Genomic DNA, 26,500 nt, shown 5'->3' on the forward strand with positions numbered 1-26,500 from the left:
TTATCCTTCTTAGTACGCTTTAATAATGCCGAGGACTTGTTCTTTGGATGCGGCTTGTGAGAGCTTTACAATACTGTCTTCATCCACAAACATTTCGCTCAGCGCTTGAATCACTTCGATGTGGGTGTCAGAATCTTTTGCGGCTAAAGTAATAAGGATGTTGGCTGGGCCTAGTTCAGAGCCAAAATCAACAGGTGTCGGGAAGACATGAATGCCTAATCCTGTTTTTAACACCCCGGCCTCAGGGCGGGCATGTGGCATCGCCAAGCCCGGGCAGAGTACGTAGTAAGGGCCATTGTCTTGGGTGGATTGAATAATGGCGTCTGCATAATCGGCAGATACATAACCGCGTTCTTCTAGGTAAGCGGTGGTTTTTCTTACTGCGTCTTGCCACTGGTAGTTGTCGTCATTGATAACATCAACGAGATCATGATCAATTAACTCATATAACATGTCTTTATTCCCTGTCGTCATTTGTTGTGTCTATTATCAATACAATGAGAAGGGAGAAGCAAACCGGCAAAAAGAGTGATCAATGTTGAATTAATATGCCTGTCAAGCAGTGATAAGTACTCGTCATCACATAATCAGTGTGAAATTTAATAACAGAATTTGTTTGAATGACAAATCAACCCCTGCTTTGTGCACTTAATCATACATTAGAAAAATAAATTAAATTAACTCAGTGTGATGGTCGTCAAATTAGATGGATTGTATCGATGATTTATTTGAGATAGATCGGTTTTGATTCGGAGATAGAGAGAAGCCAAAGCGTGCTCTTTGATACATGAAAGAGTAAATAATAGCGTTTCATGATATGCACTGAAATTGAGTGACGGCATTTTGTGCTTTTATCAGCAAATCGTGCATATAATCATCATAATGCAGTGCGCGCAGTAAAGCAGAGCGTGAGCTGCACTCATCCACTCTGCTTTGAGTATTCTTAATGGCTGTTTTGCGAGAGATTGAGGAGGGATTAACTCATGCCTCAAGGGGAGTAGTGAAGTGGATATCAATGCCTAAATATTCAGAGAGTTCCCGTTCTACGCGATGAAACTCATTCACTGGCAGGTAGATCTCCATCGCTGTCGATTCATCATCATAATAATCAGGTTGGTTATCCTGTTTACAAAACACAAGGTAACAGTCGTCGTTGTTGAGTTTTAGTTGCAGCGCATCCTCATGCGAAATAACAGCAGAGATATTGTGTTTGATAATGACGTGTTGAGCGTCGAGCTTTAAACCCACTTTCATCGGATTTACTCATCAATTCATATAATAATTCAATGGTTTAAAAATGGTTGTTGCCTGTGCATCGGGGAGGGTGAATGTCACCCAATGAGAGGCAACACCATTCTTGAGGCGATTGTCTGCCTCGTAGTGAAAGTGGGCAATTGAAATATTGTATGGGTTTGTATAGAGTCAAAATAGGATAAAAGAATACTAGATTGAAGTTATACGTTTTTGTAAGTAATCATGAGCAAATGATGATATGTCATTACCTATTGGTATTCGGCATAAATTATTTGCTGCAATCAATGTTGAGCCAGAACCAAAGAATGGGTCAATAACGGTATCTCCTAATTGACTGCTTTGTAGAATCAACACTTCAAGTAGTGGAATTGGTTTTTCTGTAGGATACCCACGATATACTCTTTTAAATGTTAATATATCAGGAATACTTAAATCATTTAACTTTCGCTTACCCTTTTCAAAAAAAAGAATATATTCGTGTCTAGATCTATAATGGTATCCCATTCCAATTGTGACTTTATCCCATATAATTGGCTTCCAAAATTTAAATCCTACTTTTTCTGCGATTGGTTTTATCACAAACATTGTTTCCTGATCACAAAAAAGGTAAAAGTGTGAGTTTTTTTTAAGAATTCTATAGACTTGAGTTAATAGCTCTTCAAATCGGTCATTAGGGAAAATATCAAACCAGTTGTTACTAGATGATTTACTCACCTTCAACCTAGTAGTTGTTCCAACCTTTCGATGCTTTTCAAGTGATTCATATGGTGGATCTGTTATTAATAGATCTACACTGTTTGATTCAAGCATTGAAAGCCAAGTAACTGCATCCTCTTGATATAAATTCATCCTTTATTAAACGAGTGTTTTACACTCACGCCCACTCTTATATACTGTAGATATCTCGCCTTTTTCTAGTCTTCTACATGCAATACAGTAACTTTGATAACCCTCTGGGTTGCGGGCTGTGACTCTTGCTGGAGTTTTGCCGAAGGATGATGGGTATGGATGATATACATGTTGACCACCGTTTGCATCTGAGCAATGGGGGCAAGATTTAAATTTAGCACCAGTATTTGGATCTCGTTTTTGTAGCATTCCAACATTTAGTTTTTTCGAGCAGCAAGTACATGTCATAGTTATATATACCTAAGAAAAATATTCGTACTGTTGTAAAATATAATGTGTGGTTTATTTTTTACAGATAAGCATTCTTTTGGTTTCTTCAATAGCTATCAAACAAAAATCTAAACGATTATTTTTAATTATTAACTTTGCTTCTGGAAGTACATGGATGGCTTCATCTACTGCCAGATCTAATGTTTCAAAGTCAAGCTTTAAAGAGCGTAAGTCTCGACGTTCTTTACCCATCATGTCGTACCAATTACCTTTATACATAACACTTCCAAACTACTTTGAATCATATACAAATAAAAGCGGATATATTTATATATGAAACTTATGGCTTAAAAATGGAGGTGCTTCACAATTATTCAAAGTGAATTCAATAGATAATTATTGAGTGGTTAAACAATAGAGGTGCTATATCATCAATTTATATTTAATTTTATTGATGATTTTATGAGTATTGTTACTACGAGCAAGGATGGGTGTGAAGTGAGGATACAAGGTGGGAATGGGGAATTACACGAAAAAAAGGCCGCTAATCAGCGGCCTTCAATCAATCAGCAACGTGATAACATCACTTCAGTGAAGCGAAAATCACTCTTTACCAAACACGTTGTTTTCTTGTTCCTGTACGCGAATGAACGTGGTGCGTTTTGTTAGCTCTTTAAGCTGTGCAGCACCTACGTAAGTACAGGTTGAACGTACGCCACCCATGATGTCTTGAATGGTGTTGTTCACCGTGCCACGGAATGGCAATAGCACGGTTTTGCCTTCAGCCGCACGGTAAGTCGCAACACCACCAGAGTGCTTGTCCATTGCGCTTTGAGATGACATGCCATAGAACTTCATGAACGTTTTACCGTCTTGCTCAATCACTTCGCCGCCGCTTTCAGTGTGGCCAGCCAGCATACCGCCAAGCATTACGAAGTCCGCACCGCCGCCGAACGCTTTAGACACGTCACCCGCACATGAGCAACCACCGTCACCGATGATACGACCGCCAAGGCCGTGCGCAGCATCCGCACATTCAATGATGGCAGACAGCTGAGGGTAGCCAACGCCAGTTTTTACGCGCGTGGTACATACAGAACCTGGGCCGATACCCACTTTCACGATGTCAGCGCCGGCTAGGATTAGCTCTTCCACCATGTCGCCAGTCACAACGTTACCTGCGCTGATCACTTTGTCTGGGAAAGCTTCACGTACTTTCTGTACGTACTCAACAAGGTGCTCAGAGTAACCGTTCGCGATATCAATACAGATGAAGATAAGATCATCAGACAGCGCCATGATGTCTTTGGTTTTCTGGAAGTCAGCTTCAGAGGTACCGGTAGACACCATTGCGTTGTTTAGCACGCTTGCATCAGACGATTTAACGAATTCAGCCCAATCGCTTACTGTGTAGTGCTTGTGGATGGCAGTCATTACGCCGTGCGCCGCAAGGGCTTTGGCCATATCGAAGCTACCGACTGAATCCATGTTAGCAGCAATAATTGGTACACCAGACCATTGACGACCGCTGTGCTTGAATGTAAACTCGCGGGTTAATTCAACTTGAGAGCGGCTCTTTAGAGTAGAACGTTTTGGACGAAACAGAACGTCTTTAAAACCCAATTTCAAGTCTTGTTCGATACGCATTGGTCATTTCCTTCTTTAAATCGACTTTTCTTTCGAATAGTTGCATTTCGGCTTTTTGCTACTGGCAGGTAGCGGATAGATCACCGAAAAGCAGGCACAAAAAAACCGGAGCGTTGGCAGACGCTCCGGTTTTCAGCATTATAGAGCCAGAAACTTTATTAACAAGTCTGATATTGCAAATTTTTTTGTGTTATCCTCCAGAAGATATACCCGCCATAAAGTCACCGCAAACGCTTGCTTTGCTGTAAAAATAACCCAAACCGCACACCTTAGACTGTTTCTTGTTCTTTCTCTGGTTTCTCTCTCACGAATACACCTCAGCACTTTTTTACGTCTAAGATAAACTTTTTTTACCGGCTATATGGCGGTAAATAATTGCGCTTATTAACCCTGTTTTTCATATGGATAATGAAGTGAAGCGGAAGAGCTGAGCTTTGACGTCGGTAAGGGCGTCGACAAGAGAGTAGTAAGGAAGTTGATCAGGGTGCCAAAGCTGCATAAAGCGATATTAAGATGGGCGGCTTGATGAGGGATCGCTTTTTGTTATGAACGTTATGTGAGTACATATAACGTCACGCCATGAAATACAGCTACGCAATAAAAAGCCCCAGCGCACACGATAGAGTAGGGACATGTGCTGACCGGGGCTTTGGCGTTTTAGAGGAAAGACGCCGTTATTGGTTGCTTTCCGCTAAGACAGGCTCGGGATTACCGTTATTCGTTTCGTCGCCATCTTGCGCTTCACACTGTTCGGCTTTTTTCAGCATCACGCGAACCAGTGCAGACGCCAACAACGCCACAACCACCATCACCACAGCCAGTGCCGTCAGCAGACCAAAGTAGTCACCGTAGAGCTGCTTCACCAATGCCTGTGTGATCACTTGGCCTTTTTCCAACGCAATTGACGTTGAGAATACCGCACCAATGATGCCACTGAGCGCCATGGCTACAGAGAACAGGCTCACAGAGAAGTTCTCGATGTGCTTAGGTGCCACAGACAGAATGAACGCCACCACTAAGCTGCCCACGATTACTTCACCAATCGCCTGGAAGAAGTGGATCAGCAGGAAGACTTCCGGACGGATAACCACCTCAGTACCGATGGCTTTTACCGCCATGGTCAAAATGCCAAACGCAATTGCCGTTAATACAAATGCAAAGCTGATTTTGGTCGCAGTAGAAAAGTGAATGTTACGCTTTTCCAGACTGGCAAACGTCATAGAAACCAACGGACCACCGATGATGCACCACAATGGGTTCATGGCCATTGACGCTTCCGGTGCAATTGGGATCATGCCAAACAGATCGCCACGCATAGTGTTGATGGTCACTAAGGTCATGGAGGTCATCATCTGGCCGTAGTAAACAAAGAATGCGGTGGTCAGTGCCGTCATGATCAAAATGGTGCCCATTTTTAGCGCATCGGCTTTGTTGGCTTTGATCATCAGGCTAATGAAGTAACCAATGGCCGCCAAACCGATGGCGTAAACAATGTTCTGGCCGATATCCATGTTAGAGAACATGAAGAACACCAAGCCGATCATCGACAAAGAAATCACGGTAAAGGCGATCCAGTTTTTCGCGCCGACCGCTTGTTGATCCATGTCTGTTGCCACGGCGATCAGCGGCTTGCGGGAAACGATCAATAGAATGAAGGCAATACTTGCCATGATCACAGACAGCGTGAAGCTGCCATTAAAGCCCAGCACCAAGACGAACATGGGGAACAGGTACTGGCCAAGGAAAGCACCGATGTTGTTGACGGAGTAGTTAACCGGGTAGGCGTTCTCAAAGTCTTCTTCACTGTGGAAAGTGCGTTTGTACAGACTAGGGTAGGAAGGGGACATCAGGCCACGTGAGTAGCTGGCCAGAGCAATACCAACAAGGCTAAGCGTTACGTTCAGTGAAGACGCACCCAGTACCAGCAACACATAGCCGGTTGCAAAGCCTAGGTAGCTGATAGTCAGTGAGCGGTACGCGCCTAAGAATTTGTCAGCAATGAAACCACCGGCAATGGCAAACAAAGGGCCAATCGAGGAGAACGCACCCACCACCATCATGGTGTCTGCTTCGCTGTAGTTGAGATCCTCGAGGAAGAATCGAGTCAGGATCACCATTACGCCGTAAAACGATAGGCCAAACATCATTTGGCATACCATCATTGACTTATTCAGTCTATTCCACATTGCTGTATCTCTATATTTATGGAAGGATGATAACGTTGTAAATGTAAGCAAATGTAAATCTGCGGCGTAATATTAACACTATCAGTTGCTGTGATCTTGTGAGGAACGGTGATTGAGGCCAATTTTCGATTAAAATTTTTCATCGTATGCATTTGAGTATTTGCAAAAAACATATTTTGATGCTTATTTAGGGAGAGAGGCGTGTAAAAAGGCAGGCTGAATGTGAGTGTGTTTTGTGTATTTCATTCACATTTCATTCATGGATAAGTGTCTTAAAAAACACACAGATGAAGTGAAAAATGGACAGCAGAGTAAGGGCGGTGGTGAAGGGATGAAATGAAAAATAACCAGTTATGTCAGGATTATTATTTTTCGTCGATCTTTTCTTCCATTCTCTGACAATCTTTGCATAATCCCACCTGATTGGTTGGCTGGTTAAGTGGACAGAGTGACCTTGTTTAATAGAAGAAAAAGACAACGAACATTTCCGCTCGATTTTTACGGTGAAGAAGGAAGTTGGCGCTTCATTATTCGAGCAGAAAAGCCAAGTGAAGTGTTGGACGCCATGTACTGGCGTGCGTATATTTCGTGCCACCGCAAAGATTTTGATCTTCTGCATATGGCCACGGATAAATTTAACTACAAATACAACTACTCCAGCGCAGAAGCGTCTGACTTGCATTATGCGACAGCGGGTGCGCCTCTGCGTGTGAATATGATGGGGCCGATTGTGCCGATTTCGGCGATACTGGCAAAAATTCATGAGCAGTCTGAACAAGATGAAGTGTCATCTGATTCGATTCCTGTGATTGGCACTGCCCATTCATAACGCCATGCATGTTTGAGATAACGACAGGGAGCAAATGGCTCCCTGTTTCGTTTTACTTGACGCCATATATATTATTCCTACCATTTCTCGCCAACTCGCCAACTCGCCAACTCGCCAACTCGCCAACTCGCCAACTCGCCAACTCGCCAACTCGCCAACTGCTGTGATTAACCCCCAGTCCGTTAATGGTATTTTCCGCGTGAAACACGTAGAATACGCCCCCTTCGAGATAGTGGTTGGCAAGTAGGTAATGTCGTAATGAAGAAACAATTTGAGCTATTGGCACCGGGTGGTGACATTGAATCCATCAAAGCGGCGATTGTCGCCGGTGCGGATGCGATTTACTGCGGGTTGGATCACTTCAATGCGCGTAACCGTGCCACTAACCTGACGTTTGATGATCTCAATGGCATTGTGCGTCTGGCCCATCAATACGACTGTAAAATTTTCCTCACCCTGAATGTGATCATTCTTGAGCGTGAGATCCCAGCGGTGATTGCACTGCTGAATCAGTTGGTGAACACCAAGATTGACGGGGTGATCCTGCAAGACTTGGGCTTGTTCTATATCCTTAAAAAACACTTCCCAACCTTGGATGTGCATGCTTCAACGCAGGTGAATACCCATAACGAAGGACAAATCCGTTTCATGGGCCAACTGGGCGCGTCACGTGTGAACTTGTCCCGTGAATTGAACATCCGTGAAATTAAGGATTTGGCACAGTTTGGTCATCAACATAACGTATTGATGGAAGTGTTTGTTCACGGCTCTTACTGTATCGGCTTCTCGGGCTTGTGTTACATGAGTTCGGTGCGCAATGGTAACTCGGGCAACCGTGGCCGTTGTAGCCAGCCATGTCGTGATAAGTACCAAGTGACAGACACCGGTACCGAACACCCGCTGAACATGAAAGATAACTCCGCCTTTGGTGATATGGCTGCACTGGCCGATGCCGGTGTGTACTCGCTGAAGGTGGAAGGGCGTATCAAGAAATCACATTACGTATATACCGTGGTGGATAACTGGCGCCAGCAGATTGACCGTTACTGCAATAATGAAGCCCTGCTGACTGATACCACAGAACTGTACACGGTGTTTAACCGTGATTTTTCCAATGCGTACCTGACCGGTGAAATCAATAAAGGCATGTTTATTGATAACCCACGAGATAACGCCGTCAATCACTTCTCTGAAATCTACAGCTGTACCACTCCAGAAGCGCTGCAAGGGGTGAAGAAGAAACTGTATGACGACAAGACCAACATCATTCAGACCGTGGAAACCAGAACGCACGATCTGAGTATTGCGAAGTTGCCGCTGTCTGTCACCGTTACTGCTGTCGAGGGTCAGCCGTTGACCGTCACCATTATCGGTGAAGGGTGTGATATGACGCTGACCTCCGATGTGGCATTGGTACAGAGTCACCGCCCAACACTGTCTCATGATGCCGTACAAAAGTGGGTAGCAGGCTTTGCTAACTGTGAATACGCCATTGCTGAGGTGGATGTAACCGGTGTCGATGAAAGCCTGTACATGCCATATAAAGAGCAGACAGAGATGCGTGAGCAGATTGCTATCGCATTGAACGGGGGCAAAGCGCTGGTGGCACCGGTAACCTTGCCGACCTTTGCTGCAGATGCTGAGACAGAAACCGCGAGTGAGCAAAACACACCGTCGCTGAGCGTGCTGATTTCCTCTGTCGACGATGTGGCGTTGACGACAGAATCGGATGCGACCTTGTACTACCAGATGCCAGAAGCCATGGCGATGAACCTGACGGCGATGCAGGATCTGTTTGCCGCTAATCCGCATTTGATCCCATGGTTCCCGGCGATTTTGATTGGCGATCACTACAAAGCGGCCGTGACCTTCCTGGAAACGGTAAAACCGGCGCGTATTGTGACCAACAACTTCGGTATGGGCTTTGCGGCACACGAGTTGGGCATGGATTGGATTGCTGGCCCGCACATGAATATCACCAACTCTTACAGTCTATTGTGTCTGAAAGAAGAGTTTGGTTGTAAAGGCGCGTTCATTTCAAATGAAATCAACCGCACGCAGGTGAAGCAGATCGTTAAACCGGCGGATTTTGAACTGCATTACAGTGTTTATCATCCGATTATGCTGATGACCAGTCGTCAGTGTTTCTTCCACCAAACCGTAGGGTGTAAGAAGAAGCGTTTTGATGATAAGTGTCTGCGCAAGTGTGATAAAACGGCATCGATCCTTAGCCTGAAAGGGGAAGGGTTCGTGGTGGATAAGCAACGTGGCGATCACAATGCCATGTACAGCCAGACGCATTACCTGAATACGGATGTGATGGCAGATCTGCCACTGGCGTTTAACGGCCTAATGATTGATTTGCGTAACATCAAAACCGATACGCAGGTGAAAGACAGCAAAGCGGGGGTGATTGCAGCGTTTACCCAGCAGATCGCCCAGCAAGACGGTAAGCCGTTGCATGCGTTGATTTCACCATCGACCAAGACGCAGTACAAGAAAGGCTTATAAGATTCTAGAAACGAGATTCTAGAATTTAGCACCTAGTTCCTAGAGCGAGTTTCTAGGATCTCGGTTCCAGGATCTCGTACCTATTTTGTTTATAAAAAAGCCCAAGTCGCATAACACGACTTGGGCTTTTTTGATCCAGAAGAAGGCTTCAGCAGAAGTGGAGTAGGGTGCGTGGTTTATTTCGCCGCTACACCATGCCACTGGTAGTGGTTGTTAGGCTTCTTGCTTACGATGCCTTCTTCCATAAAGCGGCTGAATAGCTCGTCGACTTCTTCGCTGCTGACTTTCAGGTAACGGGTTACAGCACGTTTAGTACAGTTCACCTGATTGGCGCTCAGAGCATCGATGGCTTGTTCATACAGGCTCTTCGGTGCTTCTGGCTCCGGCTCCGGCTCCGGTTCTGGTGTCACATCTTCTACATGGGTTTCGTAGTGTGTGGTTGGCTGCGATGACGTGTGTGTCAGCAGTTCTGGTTGTTTCGCTTCAGTGGTGTACGCATCAATCGTAAACGGGTGCATACGGCGGAATTGGTTACGGAAACGCAGTTCTTCACCGATCAAACCCACGAAGAAAGCGGCGAAGAAGTCCAATAGCACAGACAGGAAGACCACCAAGCCAAGCTGCGCGGTTTGGGTCTCCACATTCATCGATTTCGCCAGGCTGTCAATCAGGCCAATCACAGAGCCTTGGCTGACTACCGGCAAGCTGTCACGTTCTGCGGCAAGGTCTAGTTGCTGCTGACGCAGTTTGTCGTTCTCACGCTGAATACGCGTCACACCCGTTGCGATACGTTCCATCTGAATGTATTTTTCAGCGGCTTCATTGTTCAGGGCAATTTGGTTATCAATCGCTGCAATTTGCATGTTGTAGCTGTTGATCTTGCTCTGCTGCACATTCACATGGCTTTGCGCTTGGTTTGTTGCACTGTTGATACCACCAACCGAGCCACCAATCGAGATAGCTGCCAATACTGCATAGAAAGCAAACGCAGAAATGGCACCGGTGTAGTTACGGCGAGCACGGCGTTCCCCAAATTCATACCAGGCAAAGAATTTACCCAGCTCAAAAATGATCGCCAGACCACCGAACAAGATCTGCATAACCGGATCTTCGTCGATAGACAAAAACAGCAATAGTGAAAAGATGATGGAAGCAAGAATCGATGCACCCGTGAAACTGTACACGGTGCACATCGCAAATTTACCCTTGGGGTATCGGATTGGTAGGTTGTCGTCGTAAAGCATATAAAATTATTGCAACAAACAGCGTTGCCCAGGTTACGCTCACCGGTCGCCCAAATACGCAGACCACTAAGCAAAAAAAAGGTGGCTAAGGATACCGTAAAATAGGCCTCGAACCCTTATAAAATAAGGCTTTTTCTGTTTTAACGCTGAATCTTTACACAGTGTTTGCATAACTGTTGAAATAGTGGTCGATGGATTTTTGTCAAACGCAGTTTTCGTGCTAGAAATATGACAAATCGGTGTGAGGTATGCAGTGTTGCTGAGTTGTAAATTTCCTTTTGGCGCGGTAAGCCAGTATGCTGAATGTATGTTGTGAATATCACGGGAGGGAGAGCGATGTATGTGATCACCGAACATGAAATTCTTGACCCTGAAGCGTTCTGGCATCAGGCCAGCGGGGTGTTTACCCATCCTCCGCACGGGATCCGTCTGCACACGGCGATGGTTGTAGAGCGGGAAACCTTGTGTCAATGCATGTGGGAAAGTGCGTCATTGGATGCGGTACGTGATTACCTTGAACCTGCGTTGGGGAAAGCCAGCAATAACACCTACGGGGAAGTGGACCCGGATATTGCGATTCGCTGATGCCGCACACTGGGGTAATGGCAATGTTTGCGATACCGAAAAAGAAAAAAGTGGTCGTGCTTGAGAAAACACGGCCACTCTTTTTACACGGTGACACCTGAGAAGACGAAGGCCAATAGGCTATCGTTTTTCAGCCTGCTTCCGTGACATGACGTGCGTACACGCTACAAGAATTACTTCTTGTAAGAGTGAGCAACGTTGTCGATGCGCTGGTTTGCACGCATTGCTTCTTGGTAAGCAGCGTCAGATGCAGTTAGTGCGTCGTTTACAGCGCCAGCCATTGCGTCTTGCTGAGTTTGTAGAGTAGAAACTTGCTCAGAAAGCGTGTCGATTTTGTTTGAAAGCTGTGTCATTTGCTCAGCTTGTTCTGTGCTTGAACAACCCATTAGTGTTGTGCTTAGAATAAGACCAGTAGCAAGTGCAATAGAACGTTTCATGGTTTTCTCCATTGTGGGTTTTGTTATTTTTGAATAATTCATCATTGTTCAAAACGTTTGTATTGTAACAATAATCTAGACACTGAAGTCAAAATTTTTTTTCATGCTTTGGTTCGCCTGAATCATTATTCACGGCAAAACTTTGTTGCTAATTCTATTCAATGTCAGCCAGCGAAGCGATGATACCCGCGCTGTCTTCGTTGTTGAGCATGATGCATTCCTTATGTCATGAAATTATCAAGAAAACATAAAAAATACCAAATAACAATAACGTATGCTTATTTTTTGATGAGGTGTGACATTTATTGTTCGATTTGTAGCAGCTGGATTTTATCTTTATTGAGAGAAAGTGATGAAAGCGATTAGCGATGGCATGCGGATAGCGTGGCGCTGTTAATATAAGAAACAGCAACAGTGATAGGGTAGATGATAGATTTTTTAGGAATAATAGTTTGCATATTTAAGCGTATGGAAAATAAAAAAGACGGGAGAATTTCCCGTCTTTTATGAAATATACGCTTTGGCTAAGACTTATTTGCCTGCAATATTTAGCTTGTTAAAGCGAATAATAGGCGCAAAGAAGTCACGAGAGTGGTCACGTTGCAACGTATCACCCACGGCATCAATAGCTTTGATCATTTGATAGAAGTTACCGGCCACTGTAATACCACGTACCGCTTGTACGCGTTTACCATCACGGCAAAGGAAACCGCTGGCACCAAATGAGAAGTCACCGCTGACCGCATCTGCCCCGGAATGTACCCCTTGCAGTTCCACTAACTCCAGATATTCACCTGTCGTTGCTTCTGCATGAGAGCTGGTGCCCGCCGCAATCACCGTATGGCGACCCGCCACACCTAAGCCACCTTTGGCAGAGCGTGAGCCATTGGCTGTGTTCTCGATACCAAAGAAGCTGGCAGTATGGCTGTTGTGCAGCAGGCTTTGTAGCTGACCTTCACCAATCAGAATGGTGTCGCGGGTAGCATAGCCTTCACTGTCAAACGCCTTGATGGATGAACCGCCTTCCACGTAAGCAATGTCAGACACCGTCAGTAATGGGCTCGCCACGATGTCATTGAGCTTGTCACGCCACGGGTTAATGCCTTTCATCGCTGACTGGCCAGAGAAACACATACCAAATGCGCCCAGCAAGCTGTTTAGGCAATCAAGTTCAAAAATGACACTGTAACTGCCTGTCGCAATCGGCTCACCCTCTAGTAGGGCTTGTGCCATGTCATAACCATGGTGGATACAGTAGTTGGCATCCAGTTCATCAAAACGACGACCGGTTGACATACCGCCATGCATCGCCTGCTTACCGTCTTTCTCATACAGGGTGTACGCGTAACAGTAGGTAGAACGTTCCTGATGGTAGCAACGGGTACCCAGTGTGTTAGCCAAAATCACTTGGCTGTCAGACTCACCAAACCCGTTGTACGGCGAGGAGGTCGCATTTGGCAGCGCGACAACACCGCTTTCCAGCGCCAGCGCTAATGCAATTTTGTCATCCACGGAGGCGGTATCAGCTTGATAGATTTCCGGGTTTTGCGTAGTCAGTGTGCTGTCAGCACAGTTGATTTGCTGGTGTGGATCCTGCTGGGTGAAAGAGGCATTCACCAAGGCTTGTTCTACCATTAAATCCAGACTGGCTGGCTCTAAGGATTCGGAGTAGCTGGTGGCAACGCGCTGATCTTTGACGATACGCACGCCGATCACTTGACCCGAGGTGACTTTGTACTCATCCAGTTCACCAGCATTGGCTTTTAGCGAGAAATTATTGCTGCCACTGGCAATCACATCCGCGTCAGCACCGGCCGCTTTTACGCGATCCAGCACCTGATCAATAGCAGCTTGCAGTTGTTGTTGATCGGCCATTAGTTACCCCCTACAAGAATGTTGTCCACTTTCAGTGCTGGCTGACCCACGGTGGTCGGTACCGATCCGCTGACAGAGCCACACATACCCGCCGCCAGTGCAAAGTCACGGCCGACCATGGAAATTTCTTTCAACACTTTCGGACCGGTACTGATCAGAGTGGCAGATTTCAGTGGCTGCGTAATTTTGCCATTTTCAATCAAGTAGGCTTCTTGTACCGCGAAGTTAAACTCACCGGTGCCCGGTTGTACCGAGCCGCCGCCCATTTTCTTGGCGTAAATGCCGCGTTCTACGGTGCTGAGCATCTCTTCCAGTGAGCTGTCGCCCGCTTCAATGAAGGTATTACGCATGCGCGAGGTAGGGGCAAATTTGTAGGATTCACGACGGCCAGAGCCGGTTGGCGCATAACCCGTTTTACGTGAGCCCATTTGGTCAACCATAAAGCTGGTGAGCTTACCGTCTTTGATCAGCTGAGTGCGCTGGGTTTCCATGCCTTCATCATCGATGTTGATAGAGCCCCATTCGTTGGTCATAGTGCCATCGTCCACGGCGCTGACAGCAGGGTGGGCAATCATTTCACCCATCTTGTCATGGAAGACAGAGGCTTTCTTCGCCACAGAGGTCGTTTCTAGCAGGTGACCACAGGCTTCGTGGAAAATTACCCCACCGAAACCGTTGCCGATGATCACCGGCATTTCGCCTGACGGGCAGTTGCTTGCAAACAGTTTTACCATGGCTTGTTTCGCCACGGTGTGGCCCAGTTCTTTGGCATCGACACGGGAATTAAACTCCCAGCCTGTTAATGCGCCCGGGGCTTCAAAACCGGTGGATTGCTCGCTGCCGTTTTGGGCAATGGCGGTGGCGGCAATACGGGTATAGTGGCGGGTATCGCCAATGTGCAGGCCGGTCGAGTTGAAGATCTCGACTTGCTGTTCACGCTGCAGAATACGGCCGATGAACTGGTTGATTTTTTCATCTTCACTGCGTGCAGCGGTGTTGCAGTGGCGTAGGAAGTCGATTTTCGCGGCAAGGTGGCCATCTTGGCTCAATGGCTGTAAGCATTGGTGCTTGTTCGCGAAACGGCTGAGATTCATTGCGCCCGCATTGGCGATCTGGTCGCGCTTGTCTTTGGCGGCCAGCAGGCTGGTAACGCGTTTCAGCTCTTCTTCATCGGTGCTGTTGGTGTAGCCGTACAGCACTTTGTGGCCGAAAAACAGGCGAACACCGATACCGAAATCAATACCGGAGTTGACTTTATCAATTTCGTTGGAGATCAGCTCAACAGAGCTGGATTGATGGTGTTCGACGAACAGTTCGGCAAAATCCGCACCGAGAAACAGTGCATGATCAATAACCGCTTTGGCGGTTGCAGGGTTTAGCATAGTTGCTCCTTGCGTCTTGTCAGCTGGAGTTACCTCTGGCTGGAAATGATCAATCAGGTCATCGTGCGTTGTCATGACGATGACCTGAATGAAAAGCAAATATCTGATTAGTCATTTCATTACAATCAGCTTTGAAGTGATATGTAACCAGAATGTTTCAATATTTGCGAATTTTTATGGTGAAACGTGCTTGTTACGGGTGAAAATGGGTTACTTTTCACTCGCCATGGCACACAGGATCTGCTCAAGCTCATCCCATGGCAGCAGTTCTTTGTTGATCACCTCAATGCGCGATTCAAAGCCTTCCAATGACAACTCATTGACCGATACCACTTGGTTCACAACGTTGAAGGCAAAACAACCGCGTTCGGTGTTCACGACGGCTTTCACACGCTGTGCATTAAGATTAGTCAGTAGTGAGAAAAGTTGTGAAAAATCGAAGATTTGCTCGGCCGCAAAGAACCAACCACAGCTGCGATAGCCCTGACCGCTGTTTTCTTTACGCACGAACGTTTGACCCGGTGCCAATTCAAAGCCCGGTAGGGGAGCGGCTTCTTCATTGTGCGCGTGGTGATGGTCATGACTGTGTGCGGCATGACGGGCTAAACGCTCGACTTCCAGCCATTCCAGTTGCAATTTACCTTGCTCAACCTGACCCACGACCGCTTTTTTCGGTTCGATTTGCTCAACGTAGGTTTCAAACGCGAACAGATCGTAATCCACACATTCATCCACCTTGTTGGCCACAACCACATCGGCCAGTGCGATTTGATCTTGGAAGTTTTGGTTATCGGTGTACAGGGTGTCAGAGAAGTGGCGAGGATCCACCAGTGTGATCGTCGCTTTCAAATCGATGTATTGCTGATAGGTGTCAGAGGTCAGTTTGTTGATGATCTCTTTCGGGTGACCCAAGCCAGTAGGCTCTAGCAGCAGGCGATCTGGCTTTTGTGCCAGCAAGGCATTGATACCTACCGACATTGGCAGACCGGCCACACAACACATGCAGCCGCCCGGCACTTCTTTCACAATGGCACCTTGTTGATCAAGGATGGCACCATCAACACCGACGTTGCCGAACTCGTTGATAAGAATCGCCCATTTTTCATTTTCTGGCTTACGTGCCAGCAGAGACAAAATGGCCGTGGTTTTACCCGCACCAAGGAAGCCGGTAATGATATTGGTTGGTATGCGCTTCATAGACTCGTTACTTTCATCCTGATTAATTGTCCTCATCATATCATTCATGGTCTTGATGCGTGAATCCCGTGCCTGACAGTTATGGGTGTGATTCGTTAAGTGTTGGTAAAATCAACAATTACGCCGCTACATTCACGCAAAACACGTTAGATCTCGGTGAATGACCGATCACAGTGCTAACTCAGGGCGATCTTTAAACTCATCCAATGAGGCTGGATTTGCCAGTGCGCCGACATTGTTCACCGGTTGATGGTGCACCACTTGCCGTACCGCCAGTTCCACCAGTTTGCCTGAACGGGTACGGGGTATGTCGTTCACGGCCACAATCACCGCAGGCACATGGCGGGGCGAACATTGTTCACGAATCCGCTGGCTGATCTGCGCTTTCAGGGCATCGTCCAATTCCGCATCTTGGGTTAACTGCACAAACAGCACCACGCGGACATCGTGGCTTTTTGCGGATTGTTCGCACTCGGTAGCGTTAGACTGGGTCTTGTTAGACAGATCATCGCCAGGCTGAGTTTTTACAGGCAGTGCAGGCATATCCTGACTGATCACCACCGCGTCGACAATTTCTTCAAAACGGTTCACTTGCCGGTAGATTTCTGCTGTGCCAATACGCACACCGCCGGGGTTTAATACGGCATCAGAGCGTCCGTAAAACACCATGCCGCCGCTGGGCTGCAGCGACACATAGTCACCGTGATGCCACACATTGGGGAAGGTTTCCCAATAGGCGTGATGATAACGACGGCCATCCGGATCTTGCCAAAATCCCCACGGTTGATTGGGGAAGCTGTTGGTACACACCAGTTCGCCTTGTGTTTCCTCGACGGGCTTACCTTGTGATGAAAATACCTGCACATCCATCGCTAATGCGCGTCCCTGGCATTCCCCCCGATACACCGGACTGAGTGGATTGCCGAGCGCAAAACAGCCACAGATGTCCGTTCCGCCCGAAATAGAGGCCAGTTGAATATTTCCGTGAATATGCTGATAGACAAAATCAAACTGCTCCGGTGCCAGTACGGAGCCGGTGGAGAATAGCGTTCTGAGTGAAGGCAGTGCGTGAGTGTGTTTAGGGTGTACCGCTTGTTTTTCTAGGGCTTCGAGATATTTTGCCGAGACGCCTAACTGCGTGATACTGGCTTGCTCTGCGATATCCCACAGTATCTGACCGTTGGGATAAAACGGGGAGCCGTCATACAACACCAAGCTAGCGCCAGAGGCGAGTCCGGAGATCAGCCAATTCCACATCATCCAGCCACAGGTCGTGTAGTAAAACAGGGTATCGCCGGGGTGAATGTCACTGTGGAGTTGGTGTTCTTTTAAGTGGTTGAGCAGGGTGCCGCCCACAGTATGCACGATGCATTTTGGTTTACCGGTGGTGCCGGAGGAATACAAAATACACAGGGGATGATTGAAAGGGACGGGCGTGAAACCCAATTCAATGATCGGGGCATGATCGTGATGGATAATCCCTTCCCAGTGTTGGATGGAAAGCGTTGGATTGTGGGTGACGGTGAATGACGATGTGCCTTTCGATTCGGCCTTATCCGCATCAAACTTGAGATAAGACACCGACACGCAATGGGTGAGCGTCGGCAGTTGTTCAATTATGGCGGCGACTTTGTCATGCAAGTGATGGGGTTGGCCATTAAAGGTGTAGCCATCGGCAAAGAACAACACTTTGGGGGCGGTTTGTCCGAAGCGTTCGACTACGCTGTCGACCCCGAAATCGGGGGAAGTGGATGTCCATATCGCGCCAAGTGCACTGGTGGCCAGCATGGCGATGACGGTGTGGGGAATATTGGGCAGATAGCCCGCCACCACATCCCCTTTACCGACGCCGGCGTGGTGGAGGTATTGGGCCAGTTGTGCGGTGTGCTGATACAACGTCTGCCAGGTCATGATGTCCGGGTTATCGGTTTGACCTTCACGGTAAGCGGTAAGGGCTGGACGATCAGCATGCTGTTGCCAATGTGTCAGCAAGTTCTCGGCATAGTTGAGTTTGGCATGGGGAAACCATTGGGTATCTTTGGCCGGTGTGGTGCTGCTTGGATCGCAGTAGGTGACGGGCGGTTTTTTCGCGCCAATGACATCACAGAAATCCCATAAGGTATCCCAAAACAGCGGGCTGTTTTCGATACTCCAACGGTGTAGCGCTGCATAGTTAGCAAAGGGACCATGGGCGGAATAAGTGCCGTGCTCGCAGCTTTCGAGGTGATGCATAAAGCGTTTGAGCAAACTGGTTTGTACCCGCTCTGGTGACGGTGTCCACAGGATTGTCGGTGAGAGTGTCGCTGGGTGTGTCGCAGAGGGTGGCGTTGAGTCGTTGTGTGCCGTCATCATGCCTCCTTGTTAGCTGTCGCTGACGTTATCCGGGTGGGCGGCAATGAATGCCGGTAAGGCTAAGCAGCGCTGTTCTATTTCCACAAGATGATGGTATGGGCGAGTATCAAAACCAAAACGCTTAGCGTTATACAGTTGCGGGATCAGGCACAAGTCGGCCATGGTCGGGGTATCACCACAGCAAAAAGGCTGATGTTGTCGAGAGGCATGTTCTCTGGACACCAAGGCCTCCAACGTCTGAAAGCCGCGTGCTAACCAGTGGTGATACCAAATCATTTTTTCGTTCTGCTGTACGCCCAGCTCTGTATTGAGGTAGTTCAATACCCGTAGATTATTCAACGGGTGAATATCACAGGCCACCGTTAACGCCATTTCTCGGCAGCGGGCTTTTTGCCACAGATCATGAGGCAGCAAAGGCGGCTCTGGGTAACGCTCATCCAAATACTCAATGATTGCCAGTGACTGACCCAGTACGCCGCTGGTTGTGTTATTGACTTCGTTATGCGTTTCATCACAGGTTTCGCCACTCGTCTCGTTACTGGATAGATCGGGCGAGAAACCAGGCACAAGGCGATGGGGATTAATGGCACTGTAGGCTGCGGCATTTTGGTCATTATCCAGCAGCGAAATGGTCTCTGACTGGTAGTGCGCCTGCTTGATGTTCAGGGCGATCCTGACCCGGTACGCCGCTGAAGAGCGGTAATAGTCGTACAGCTTCATTATTCCCATCCTCTTATTATGCTGTGGTATCCCCAATGTATCGTTAACGGTGCGGATCGTGATGATTCAAATCCTCCGCGTTGTATTCGTGGGTGTAGTGAGTCACCGTTTGCTCTATGGCCCCAAAAATGGACTGGCCCTGATCATCGGTCATGTCGATACGTACGGTATCCCCAAAGGCCATGAACGGCGTGCGTGGCTCTCCATATTCCAGCGTTTCCAGCATCCGTCGTTCTGCGATACAGCAAGAGCCTTGGCTGCGATCTCTATTCGATACCGTGCCTGAACCAATGATACTGCCTGCGCTCAAGGCACGGCTTTTCGCGGCGTGCTGGATCAATTCGGCAAAGTTGAATGTCATGTCGGTACCGGCATGGGGCTGACCGAACAGTTCGTTATTCAGTGTCACCTGTAAACGGTGGTGGACTTTGTAGTCGTGCCAGTGTTCTCCCAATTCATCGGGCGTGACGGCCACCGGTGAAAACGCGGTAGATGGTTTGGATTGGAAAAAGCCAAAGCCCTTCGCCAGTTCTGACGGAATTAATTGGCGCAGCGACACATCATTCACCAGCATCAGTAGCTTGATGTGGCCGTGCACTTCTTCTGTGCGGATCCCCATTGGCACATCATCGGTGATGACGGCAATTTCCCCTTCAAAGTCGATGCCCCAGCTTTCATCAGCCATGGGAATGTCGCTGGTGGGGGCATAAAAGCGATCCGACATGCCTTGATAAATCAGCGGGTCGGTCCAAAAGCTCTCTGGCATTTCTGCGCCACGGGCTTTGCGGACCAGTTCCACGTGATTGACATAGGCACTGCCATCTGCCCATTGGTAAGCGCGAGGCAGGGGAGAGCTGCACAGGTTGGGGTTGAACGGAAAGGTCAGCGTGACCATGCCGTCATTGAGTTGTTGGTATAAACGATGCAAGGGCGCTTCAACTAACGACCAGTTGTCGAGGGCAAATTGCAGGGTCGGGGCAATGTCATGGGCATAGACGGCAAGCCGTAAATCGCGAGATACGACGATCAGTTGCCCATCACGGCCTTGGTTGAGAGAGGCTAATTTCACGGGAATCTCCTTGTCATGACGTGATGACGATCAGGGTCGGTGAGATGTTCATGTCGATGTTCATCTGGATGTTCACGGTTTGAGTGCGCTAATGCGATGCAATCTGGTGATATCTACTCTGTGCTGCGCTAGTCAGGGCGTTCTAACCATGAATAAACATAGTCGGTGTTCTCGACGCCGTCGGGTAATTCCGCCACTTCCAGCGGGTAACGGGCATCTATCATAACGGCCACCTCATCGGTCTCTTTTTTCGCTGTCTGTGTTTCATCACCTTCTGTTTTATCGCCCTCGGCTTTATCCAGTGCGGCGTTATTCGCCGCTAGGCTGGCTGCGAGTGCCTTCGGGTGTGGGCCGTGAGAAAAACCGCAGGGGTGATGTGTGATCATGCCTGCTTCAATGTTGTCGCGGCTGAAGAAGTTGCCCCGGTGGTAAAACAGGACTTCGTCATAATCATCATTGTTATGAAAGAACGGCACTTTTAATGCGCCGGGATCGGTTTCAATCGGACGCGGCACAAAGGTACAAATCACAAAACCCTCGGCGACAAAGGTAGTATGGGCAGAGGGGGGCACATGGTAGCGATGACTCATGATGGGGCGAATGGCCCGCCAGTTGAGTTTGAAGGCGGTCAGGTTGCCTTTCCAGCCTTGTGCATCGAGCGGATTGTAAGGGTAGGTCAGAATATTGAGCTGATTACGAGCCTTCAACTGTACCTGCCAAGGTTGACCGTTGGGCGCATGTGTCTGTTGTTGCTGGTCAAGAAAGCGGTCATTGATTTTGGCATGTTCAAGCATGGCGGGATCATAAATGGCATGTTGGCCAATCAGCCCGCGATCAGCCATCTGATAACTGCTGTGAGTTGCTTCAATCATCAGCAAACGCATTGGACTGTGTGGTTCAATGCGCCAGCTGGTCGCTCGGGGCAGAATCACATAATCGCCTTCTTCAAGCGGTAAATGGCCGTAGTCACAAAACAGATCGCCGCTGCCGTGATGCACAAACAGCGCCTCGTCACCATCACCGTTACGGGCTAGCTGAGTCATGGCTTGTGAACAGTGCCAGACTCGCAGTTTGAGTTGATCATTAAACAGTACCAAAGGCGCTTGCCAGGGGGAGTCGACGGCCGCATCCAGTTTATTGGTGTCGATGGCGCGAGGGCGCAATGGCCCTTCCCAGGCGATCCAACCCGTGGGTGGATGACGGTGATACATGTGACTGGCGGGGCCAAAGAAACCTTCTTTGCCGCATTCGCGCTCGTAGGTGCCTTCAGGCAAGTCGCAGTGCGCCTGACGGGACGCTTGTCCTTCGGTAATGGGGAACTGAAACCACTGTGGCATGACGTCCTCCTTGGCCGATGTGACACAAAGTGGGTTATTGATAGAAAACAGGATTAATTTAACTCTGGCTCATGCTGGGCAATACAGCAATAAATCGTCCCTAACCACTTGTTGTGTTTGGTTGACAGTCAGCGAAGTGGCAAGGCTAACCGCCTCATGTGTCAGTGCCTGCTGTGAATGTGGGTTGTAACATTTTGCTTACACCTTGAGCGAGGCTCATTGTTGAGAGGGACTTTATTGAGTGCCTTATCCATACCTACGCTGAAAGTATGTGAGAGGAAAATGCAGCATGAAAACGCATGCTGAACGTCAATATGACGGGCCAGGGGGAGGCAGACGCAAGACAATGCGTGTCAATTCTGTTGAGCATCTATCTGTTAGCTTCTAGGGGGACAGTATGACGCAATACGTATCAAAAAAGCCGGACCCGCAAGGGATCGTTCATTGGAGTGATGAGGAACACCATGTTTGGCATGATCTGGTAGCGCGCCAGCAAGCCTGTTTGCCGGGGCGAGCCTGTCAGGCTTATTTGGACGGGTTGGATTTACTCGATTTACCGACAGATCGTGTGCCGCAGTTAGGTGATATTAACCGTGTATTGCTGGCGACGACCGGTTGGCAATGTGCGCCTGTTCCGGCGTTGATTAATTTTGATCGGTTCTTTTCACTGCTGGCTGAACAGCAGTTTCCGGTGGCCACGTTTTTACGGACGCGTGAAGAGTTTGATTACCTGCAAGAGCCGGACTTTTTCCATGAAATCTTCGGTCATTGCGCCATGCTGACCAATCCCGCTTTTGCCCAGTTTACCCACATGTATGGCCGATTAGGGCTCAATGCCAGCCATGAAGATCGCGTTTATCTCGCCCGTTTGTATTGGTTTACGGTGGAGTTCGGCTTATTAAAAGAAGCCTTGGACAAAGAAGACTCATTGAAAGAAGCTCAGCCAAATGAACGTAAAGCCACCCGCATTTATGGTGGGGGGATCCTGTCTTCACCGGGGGAAACCCAATACGCGCTGCGAACGCAGGAGAGTGATGGCCCGGTGCCCTTGCACAAACCGTTTGAACCGGTGGATGTGATGCGCACGCCATATCGTATTGATATCATGCAACCGGTCTATTTTGTTCTGGATGATATTCAGCAACTCTATGATTTGGCACATACCGATGTCATGGCCTTGGTGCAGGAAGCCAAAGCAAAAGGCCTGCACACCCCGTTATTTGCGCCTAAAGTTAAGTCATCGCAACCGGTAATAACGTCATAATTAAAAAGGAGAGTTTCTATGACCGCCTTGAATGAACTGCGCTGCGAGGCATGCCACAGCGGTGCGCCTACCGTCACAGAAGCAGAGCGTAACGCGTTAATGGCTGAATTGTCTGATTGGACGGTGATCGAGCGCGAAGGCATTGCACAATTAGAACGGTGCTTTGCGTTTAAAAACTTCAAACTGGCGTGGGCGTTAACGGATAAAGTTGCCGCATTGGCAGAAGCCGAGGGCCATCACCCGGAAATCACTCTGGAATGGGGAAAAGTGACAGTGCGTTGGTGGAGTCACTCTGCCAAAGGGCTGCATAAAAATGATTTCATCTGTGCGGCGAAAACGGATGCGCTGTTGGCGGAATAGTAAAGGTGCCAATCTACATTGAACGTGCTGTGAGTGTCATGCCATAGCACGTTTTTTATGGGGATAATTATGAATGGTGTTTTTTATTCTGACCATTGGTACTATTTTGTCGGCGGATGGGTATATAATGATTGAATGTCAAATTGTTAGGGTATTACATGAGTAAACCACAAGAGCCACAACAGCTAGTTGGGTGCGAAGAATGCGGTTTAGTGGTTGCGCTGCCGGAATTGGCAGATGATGAAAAAGCGTCATGCCCTCGATGTGATCATACGTTAGTGAAACGCATAGCTCAGCCGTTTCAACGTCCGCTGTCATACGGTTTAGCCTGCCTTGTCATGCTGGTGGCCAGCATCAGTTTTCCGTTTATGTCTTTCAGCGTAAAAGGGATCAGCCAGCAAATTACCCTGATGCATGCCGCTGAAATGCTCAATGTGTTTGAAAACAGCCTGTTAGCCGTATTGTTATTGCTGACGGTATTGGTATTACCGGCCATCTACCTGCTGGCTCTATTGTATCTGTATTACCGTGCCGGACGCTTGCTGACAGGGAAATCCGAGAAAAAGATTACGCCTCGGGAAAAACGGTTATGCCGCATTATGATCACCATTGAACCTTGGTTGATGGTGGACGTGTTTTTGATTGGGGTATTAGTCAGCCTGATCAAAATCGCCTCGCTGGCCGATATCGGTTTAGGCATGTCATTCTGGGCGTTCTGTATTTATACCTTGCTGGTGGTGAAGTGTGTGTCGATGGCCGATCGCACTTGGCTGTGGATGCAGTTTTTACCCTTGCAACCCATCGAAGGGGTGAAAGCCGGCGATTGTCATAACGATCACAACCACATTAGCTGTCATGTGTGCGCACAGTTGAACCCGATGACGGAGGCTGCTCACCCGCGTTGTTGCCGTTGTCATGCCAAACTGCACCCGTATGCGCCAGAGCGAATGTTGCAGCGTTCCTGGGCGCTGTTAATTGCGGCAGCGGTGTTTTTGTTGCCTGCGAACTTGTATCCCATGATGTATACCGTGAGCTTGGGGAAAACCGAAGGCTCGACCATCATGGAAGGGGTGGTGTTGTTATGGCAGTTAAAATCGTACCCGATTGCTGCAGTGATCTTTTTGGCCAGTGTGGTGATCCCATTGGCGAAAGTCTTTGCCCTGACATGGTTATACATTCATGCAAAAAAAGGGGTATTGAACGATGAAAAGAAAGCGATCAAAAACCTCAAGTTGTATCGAATGACTGAATTTATCGGGCGTTGGTCCATGATTGATATTTTCGTTGTCGCGATTTTGGTTGCCTTGGTGCAATTGAAAAATCTGATGGCGATTTATCCGGGACCGGCAGCCTTGTCATTTGCGTGTGTGGTATTACTGACCATGCTGTCGGCAATGACCTTTGACCCTCGGGTCTTTTGGCAGAAGGAAAATGGTGTTGTGGCCCCGTCTGCGAGTGAAAACCCTTATAAAGAGAAAGCGAGTTTATGAGCGAGCAACCAGCATCAAGCGCTAAGACCCAAGCGATAAAGCAGGTGTCCTCCATATGGTTAGTGCCGATCATAGCGATCGGCATTGGTATCTGGATGTTGATTCAGTTTATGACCAGCCAAGGGCCGGAAATTACGCTGAAAATGGACACGGCTGAGGGTATTGAAGTCGGAAAAACCGAAATCAAAGCCCTGAATGTCAAAGTCGGTGTGGTGACCGGCGTCACCCTGAATGAAGACTACAGTGCCATTGAAGTGACCGCACAGATGAACAAAGATGCGGCGCGTATGCTAAAAGATGACACGCTGTTTTGGGTGGTGAAGCCGCGTATCGGTAAGTCCGGTGTGTCAGGCTTGGAAACCCTGCTGTCGGGATCTTATATCCAGTTGCAGCCCGGCCGTTCAGAGGTTGATAAGCGCCACTTTGAAGTGTTGGATGTGCCACCTGTCGCGCCACCGGATGCGAAAGGTCTGCGTCTGGTGCTGACCCATAATGAAGCGGGCAAACTCGCGGTCGGGGATCCGGTATTGTACGAAGGTTTCACGGTGGGCCGTGTTGAACAAACGACCTTTGATACCAAAACCAAAAAAGCCCATTACCAGCTGTTTATTTTCCAGCCGTATGACAGCTTGATCCGTAAGCGTACTCGTTTCTGGTTAACGTCGGGCGTGGATCTGCAAATGTCAGCGGAAGGGTTTAACTTGAAGATCGGTTCGATTGAATCGCTGATCACTGGTGGTGTGAGCTTCCGTGTCCCGAAAGGGCGTGAGCCAGGTGAATTGATCACCAAGCAGATGTCCAAGTTCCGTTTGTACAACAATCTGAAAGATGTACGTGAACGTTTCTTCGATGAGTATCTGGAATATGTCATGCTGTTTGATGAATCAGTACGTGGCCTGAAACCGGGTGCGCCGATTGAATACCGGGGTATTCGTATCGGTACGGTACAGAAAGTGCCACTGAGTCTGCCAACGGCGCGTGAAGGCTTCACCAATAAAGACATTCCGGTATTGATCCGCATTGAGCTGGGCCGTGTGAACACCCATGCCCATCACACCACATTGGCAGAGCTGAAAGAGAGTTTGGATAAGGAATTCAAGAATGGTCTGCGTGCCACATTGAAGACCGGTAACCTGCTCACTGGTGCCTTGTTGATTGATACGGAAGTGTATCCAGATGACAAGATGCCAACAGAGTCGAAGTATGCGAACTATGACATCTTCCCGACCAAAGCGGGTGGGTTTGCGCAGTTCCAGAAACAAATTTCGTCCATTCTGACCAAGATTAATGATCTGCCGGTTGAAGATACATTGGCGACGTTAAACCGTACGTTGGAAACGTCTCAGGGAACACTGGCTGCGGCCGAAAAAGTGGCGAATGAGCTGAACAAACTGTTGGCGAAGAAAGATACCCAAGCGATCCCAACGGAGATCCGTGAGAGCTTGCAGCAGATTCAGGAAACCCTGAATGGTTATGGTCCTGAAGCAGCACCATACCAGAACTTGCAACAGGCTTTGGATCAGTTTGAGCAGGTGATGACTGAGCTACAACCGGTATTGCGCCAGCTGAACGAGAAACCAAATTCATTAATTTTCACGGGTGAGAAACCGGCGGATCCTATTCCGGTACGAGGACAATAAGT

At 48.2% G+C, this 26,500-nt stretch carries 22 protein-coding genes; 7 read left to right on the top strand and 15 right to left on the bottom strand.

Annotation, left to right across the window (positions count from 1 at the left end):
* Positions 1-9: 9 nt before the first annotated feature.
* The 6 genes from ABT58_RS15085 to ABT58_RS15115 form a co-directional block, all read right to left on the bottom strand.
* A complete protein-coding gene (locus ABT58_RS15085; protein WP_047875256.1) occupies positions 10-453 on the bottom strand; it encodes a PTS sugar transporter subunit IIA in 444 nt (147 codons plus the stop codon).
* A 528-nt stretch (positions 454-981) separates the two neighbouring features.
* Positions 982-1,254 (bottom strand): hypothetical protein, encoded by a 273-nt coding sequence (locus ABT58_RS15090; RefSeq protein ID WP_047875257.1) that lies wholly within the window; start codon positions 1,252-1,254, stop codon positions 982-984.
* 189 nt (positions 1,255-1,443) lie between these two features.
* Complete coding sequence (locus ABT58_RS15095; RefSeq protein ID WP_047875258.1) at positions 1,444-2,103, bottom strand: DNA-methyltransferase; 660 nt, start codon at positions 2,101-2,103, stop codon at positions 1,444-1,446.
* 342 nt (positions 2,104-2,445) lie between these two features.
* On the bottom strand, positions 2,446-2,652 hold the full coding sequence (locus tag ABT58_RS15105) for a hypothetical protein (protein WP_047875260.1): 207 nt from the start codon (positions 2,650-2,652) through the stop codon (positions 2,446-2,448).
* Between the two features lie 324 nt (positions 2,653-2,976).
* Positions 2,977-4,020 (bottom strand): GMP reductase, encoded by a 1,044-nt coding sequence (locus ABT58_RS15110; protein ID WP_047875261.1) that lies wholly within the window; start codon positions 4,018-4,020, stop codon positions 2,977-2,979.
* A gap of 674 nt (positions 4,021-4,694) precedes the next feature.
* Complete coding sequence (locus tag ABT58_RS15115) at positions 4,695-6,206, bottom strand: peptide MFS transporter (protein WP_047875262.1); 1,512 nt, start codon at positions 6,204-6,206, stop codon at positions 4,695-4,697.
* A 454-nt stretch (positions 6,207-6,660) separates the two neighbouring features.
* Between ABT58_RS15115 and ABT58_RS15120 the strand changes: the two genes are divergently transcribed.
* Both ABT58_RS15120 and ABT58_RS15125 read left to right on the top strand, forming a co-directional pair.
* A complete protein-coding gene (locus ABT58_RS15120; protein WP_047875390.1) occupies positions 6,661-7,035 on the top strand; it encodes a hypothetical protein in 375 nt (124 codons plus the stop codon).
* 258 nt (positions 7,036-7,293) lie between these two features.
* Positions 7,294-9,546 carry a peptidase U32 family protein gene (locus ABT58_RS15125; RefSeq protein WP_047875263.1) on the top strand — a complete coding sequence of 751 codons (2,253 nt, stop codon included), beginning with the start codon at positions 7,294-7,296 and terminating at the stop codon, positions 9,544-9,546.
* 176 nt (positions 9,547-9,722) lie between these two features.
* Here ABT58_RS15125 and ABT58_RS15130 read toward each other — a convergent pair whose 3' ends face one another.
* On the bottom strand, positions 9,723-10,739 hold the full coding sequence (locus ABT58_RS15130; protein ID WP_205625323.1) for a Preprotein translocase subunit SecY: 1,017 nt from the start codon (positions 10,737-10,739) through the stop codon (positions 9,723-9,725).
* Between the two features lie 387 nt (positions 10,740-11,126).
* On the opposite strand from ABT58_RS15130, the gene ABT58_RS15135 reads away from it, so the two are divergent.
* Positions 11,127-11,375: a hypothetical protein gene (locus ABT58_RS15135; protein WP_047875265.1), complete on the top strand. Its 249-nt coding sequence runs from the start codon at positions 11,127-11,129 to the stop codon at positions 11,373-11,375.
* A 173-nt stretch (positions 11,376-11,548) separates the two neighbouring features.
* Here the strand turns inward: ABT58_RS15135 and ABT58_RS15140 are convergent, their stop codons facing one another.
* The 8 genes from ABT58_RS15140 to ABT58_RS15175 form a co-directional block, all read right to left on the bottom strand.
* Positions 11,549-11,812 (bottom strand): Lpp/OprI family alanine-zipper lipoprotein, encoded by a 264-nt coding sequence (locus ABT58_RS15140; RefSeq protein ID WP_047875266.1) that lies wholly within the window; start codon positions 11,810-11,812, stop codon positions 11,549-11,551.
* 531 nt (positions 11,813-12,343) lie between these two features.
* Positions 12,344-13,687, bottom strand: a complete 1,344-nt coding sequence (locus tag ABT58_RS15145) for a TldD/PmbA family protein (RefSeq protein ID WP_047875267.1) — start codon at positions 13,685-13,687, stop codon at positions 12,344-12,346.
* A complete protein-coding gene (locus tag ABT58_RS15150; protein WP_047875268.1) occupies positions 13,687-15,069 on the bottom strand; it encodes a TldD/PmbA family protein in 1,383 nt (460 codons plus the stop codon). Before ABT58_RS15150 ends, ABT58_RS15145 begins: the two co-directional genes overlap by 1 nt.
* A gap of 210 nt (positions 15,070-15,279) precedes the next feature.
* Entirely contained in the window at positions 15,280-16,266 is a 987-nt protein-coding gene (locus ABT58_RS15155) for a CobW family GTP-binding protein (protein WP_047875269.1), read from the bottom strand.
* Positions 16,267-16,434: 168 nt separating this feature from the next.
* Positions 16,435-18,615 carry an acetoacetate--CoA ligase gene (locus ABT58_RS15160; protein WP_053063101.1) on the bottom strand — a complete coding sequence of 727 codons (2,181 nt, stop codon included), beginning with the start codon at positions 18,613-18,615 and terminating at the stop codon, positions 16,435-16,437.
* A 12-nt stretch (positions 18,616-18,627) separates the two neighbouring features.
* A complete protein-coding gene (maiA, locus tag ABT58_RS15165; RefSeq protein WP_047875270.1) occupies positions 18,628-19,338 on the bottom strand; it encodes a maleylacetoacetate isomerase in 711 nt (236 codons plus the stop codon).
* Positions 19,339-19,381: 43 nt separating this feature from the next.
* Positions 19,382-20,407: a fumarylacetoacetate hydrolase family protein gene (locus ABT58_RS15170; RefSeq protein ID WP_047875271.1), complete on the bottom strand. Its 1,026-nt coding sequence runs from the start codon at positions 20,405-20,407 to the stop codon at positions 19,382-19,384.
* A 128-nt stretch (positions 20,408-20,535) separates the two neighbouring features.
* Positions 20,536-21,744 (bottom strand): homogentisate 1,2-dioxygenase, encoded by a 1,209-nt coding sequence (locus tag ABT58_RS15175; protein WP_047875272.1) that lies wholly within the window; start codon positions 21,742-21,744, stop codon positions 20,536-20,538.
* Between the two features lie 397 nt (positions 21,745-22,141).
* Here ABT58_RS15175 and phhA point away from each other — a divergent pair, with 397 nt between their 5' ends.
* The 4 genes from phhA to pqiB all read left to right on the top strand — a co-directional run bounded on the left by phhA (position 22,142) and on the right by pqiB (position 26,498).
* Positions 22,142-23,008: a phenylalanine 4-monooxygenase gene (gene phhA / locus ABT58_RS15180; RefSeq protein ID WP_047875273.1), complete on the top strand. Its 867-nt coding sequence runs from the start codon at positions 22,142-22,144 to the stop codon at positions 23,006-23,008.
* 18 nt (positions 23,009-23,026) lie between these two features.
* The gene (locus ABT58_RS15185) at positions 23,027-23,368 is read left to right on the top strand and encodes a 4a-hydroxytetrahydrobiopterin dehydratase (protein WP_047875274.1); all 342 of its coding nucleotides are present in this window, start codon (positions 23,027-23,029) and stop codon (positions 23,366-23,368) included.
* 158 nt (positions 23,369-23,526) lie between these two features.
* Positions 23,527-24,858: a paraquat-inducible protein A gene (locus ABT58_RS15190; RefSeq protein WP_047875275.1), complete on the top strand. Its 1,332-nt coding sequence runs from the start codon at positions 23,527-23,529 to the stop codon at positions 24,856-24,858.
* Complete coding sequence (gene pqiB, locus ABT58_RS15195; RefSeq protein WP_047875276.1) at positions 24,855-26,498, top strand: intermembrane transport protein PqiB; 1,644 nt, start codon at positions 24,855-24,857, stop codon at positions 26,496-26,498. The genes ABT58_RS15190 and pqiB overlap by 4 nt, the downstream gene beginning before the upstream one ends.
* Positions 26,499-26,500: the final 2 nt, after the last annotated feature.

The sequence above is a fragment of the Photobacterium aphoticum genome (genome assembly GCF_001029435.1).
GTDB classification, from domain to species: Bacteria; Pseudomonadota; Gammaproteobacteria; order Enterobacterales; family Vibrionaceae; genus Photobacterium; species Photobacterium aphoticum.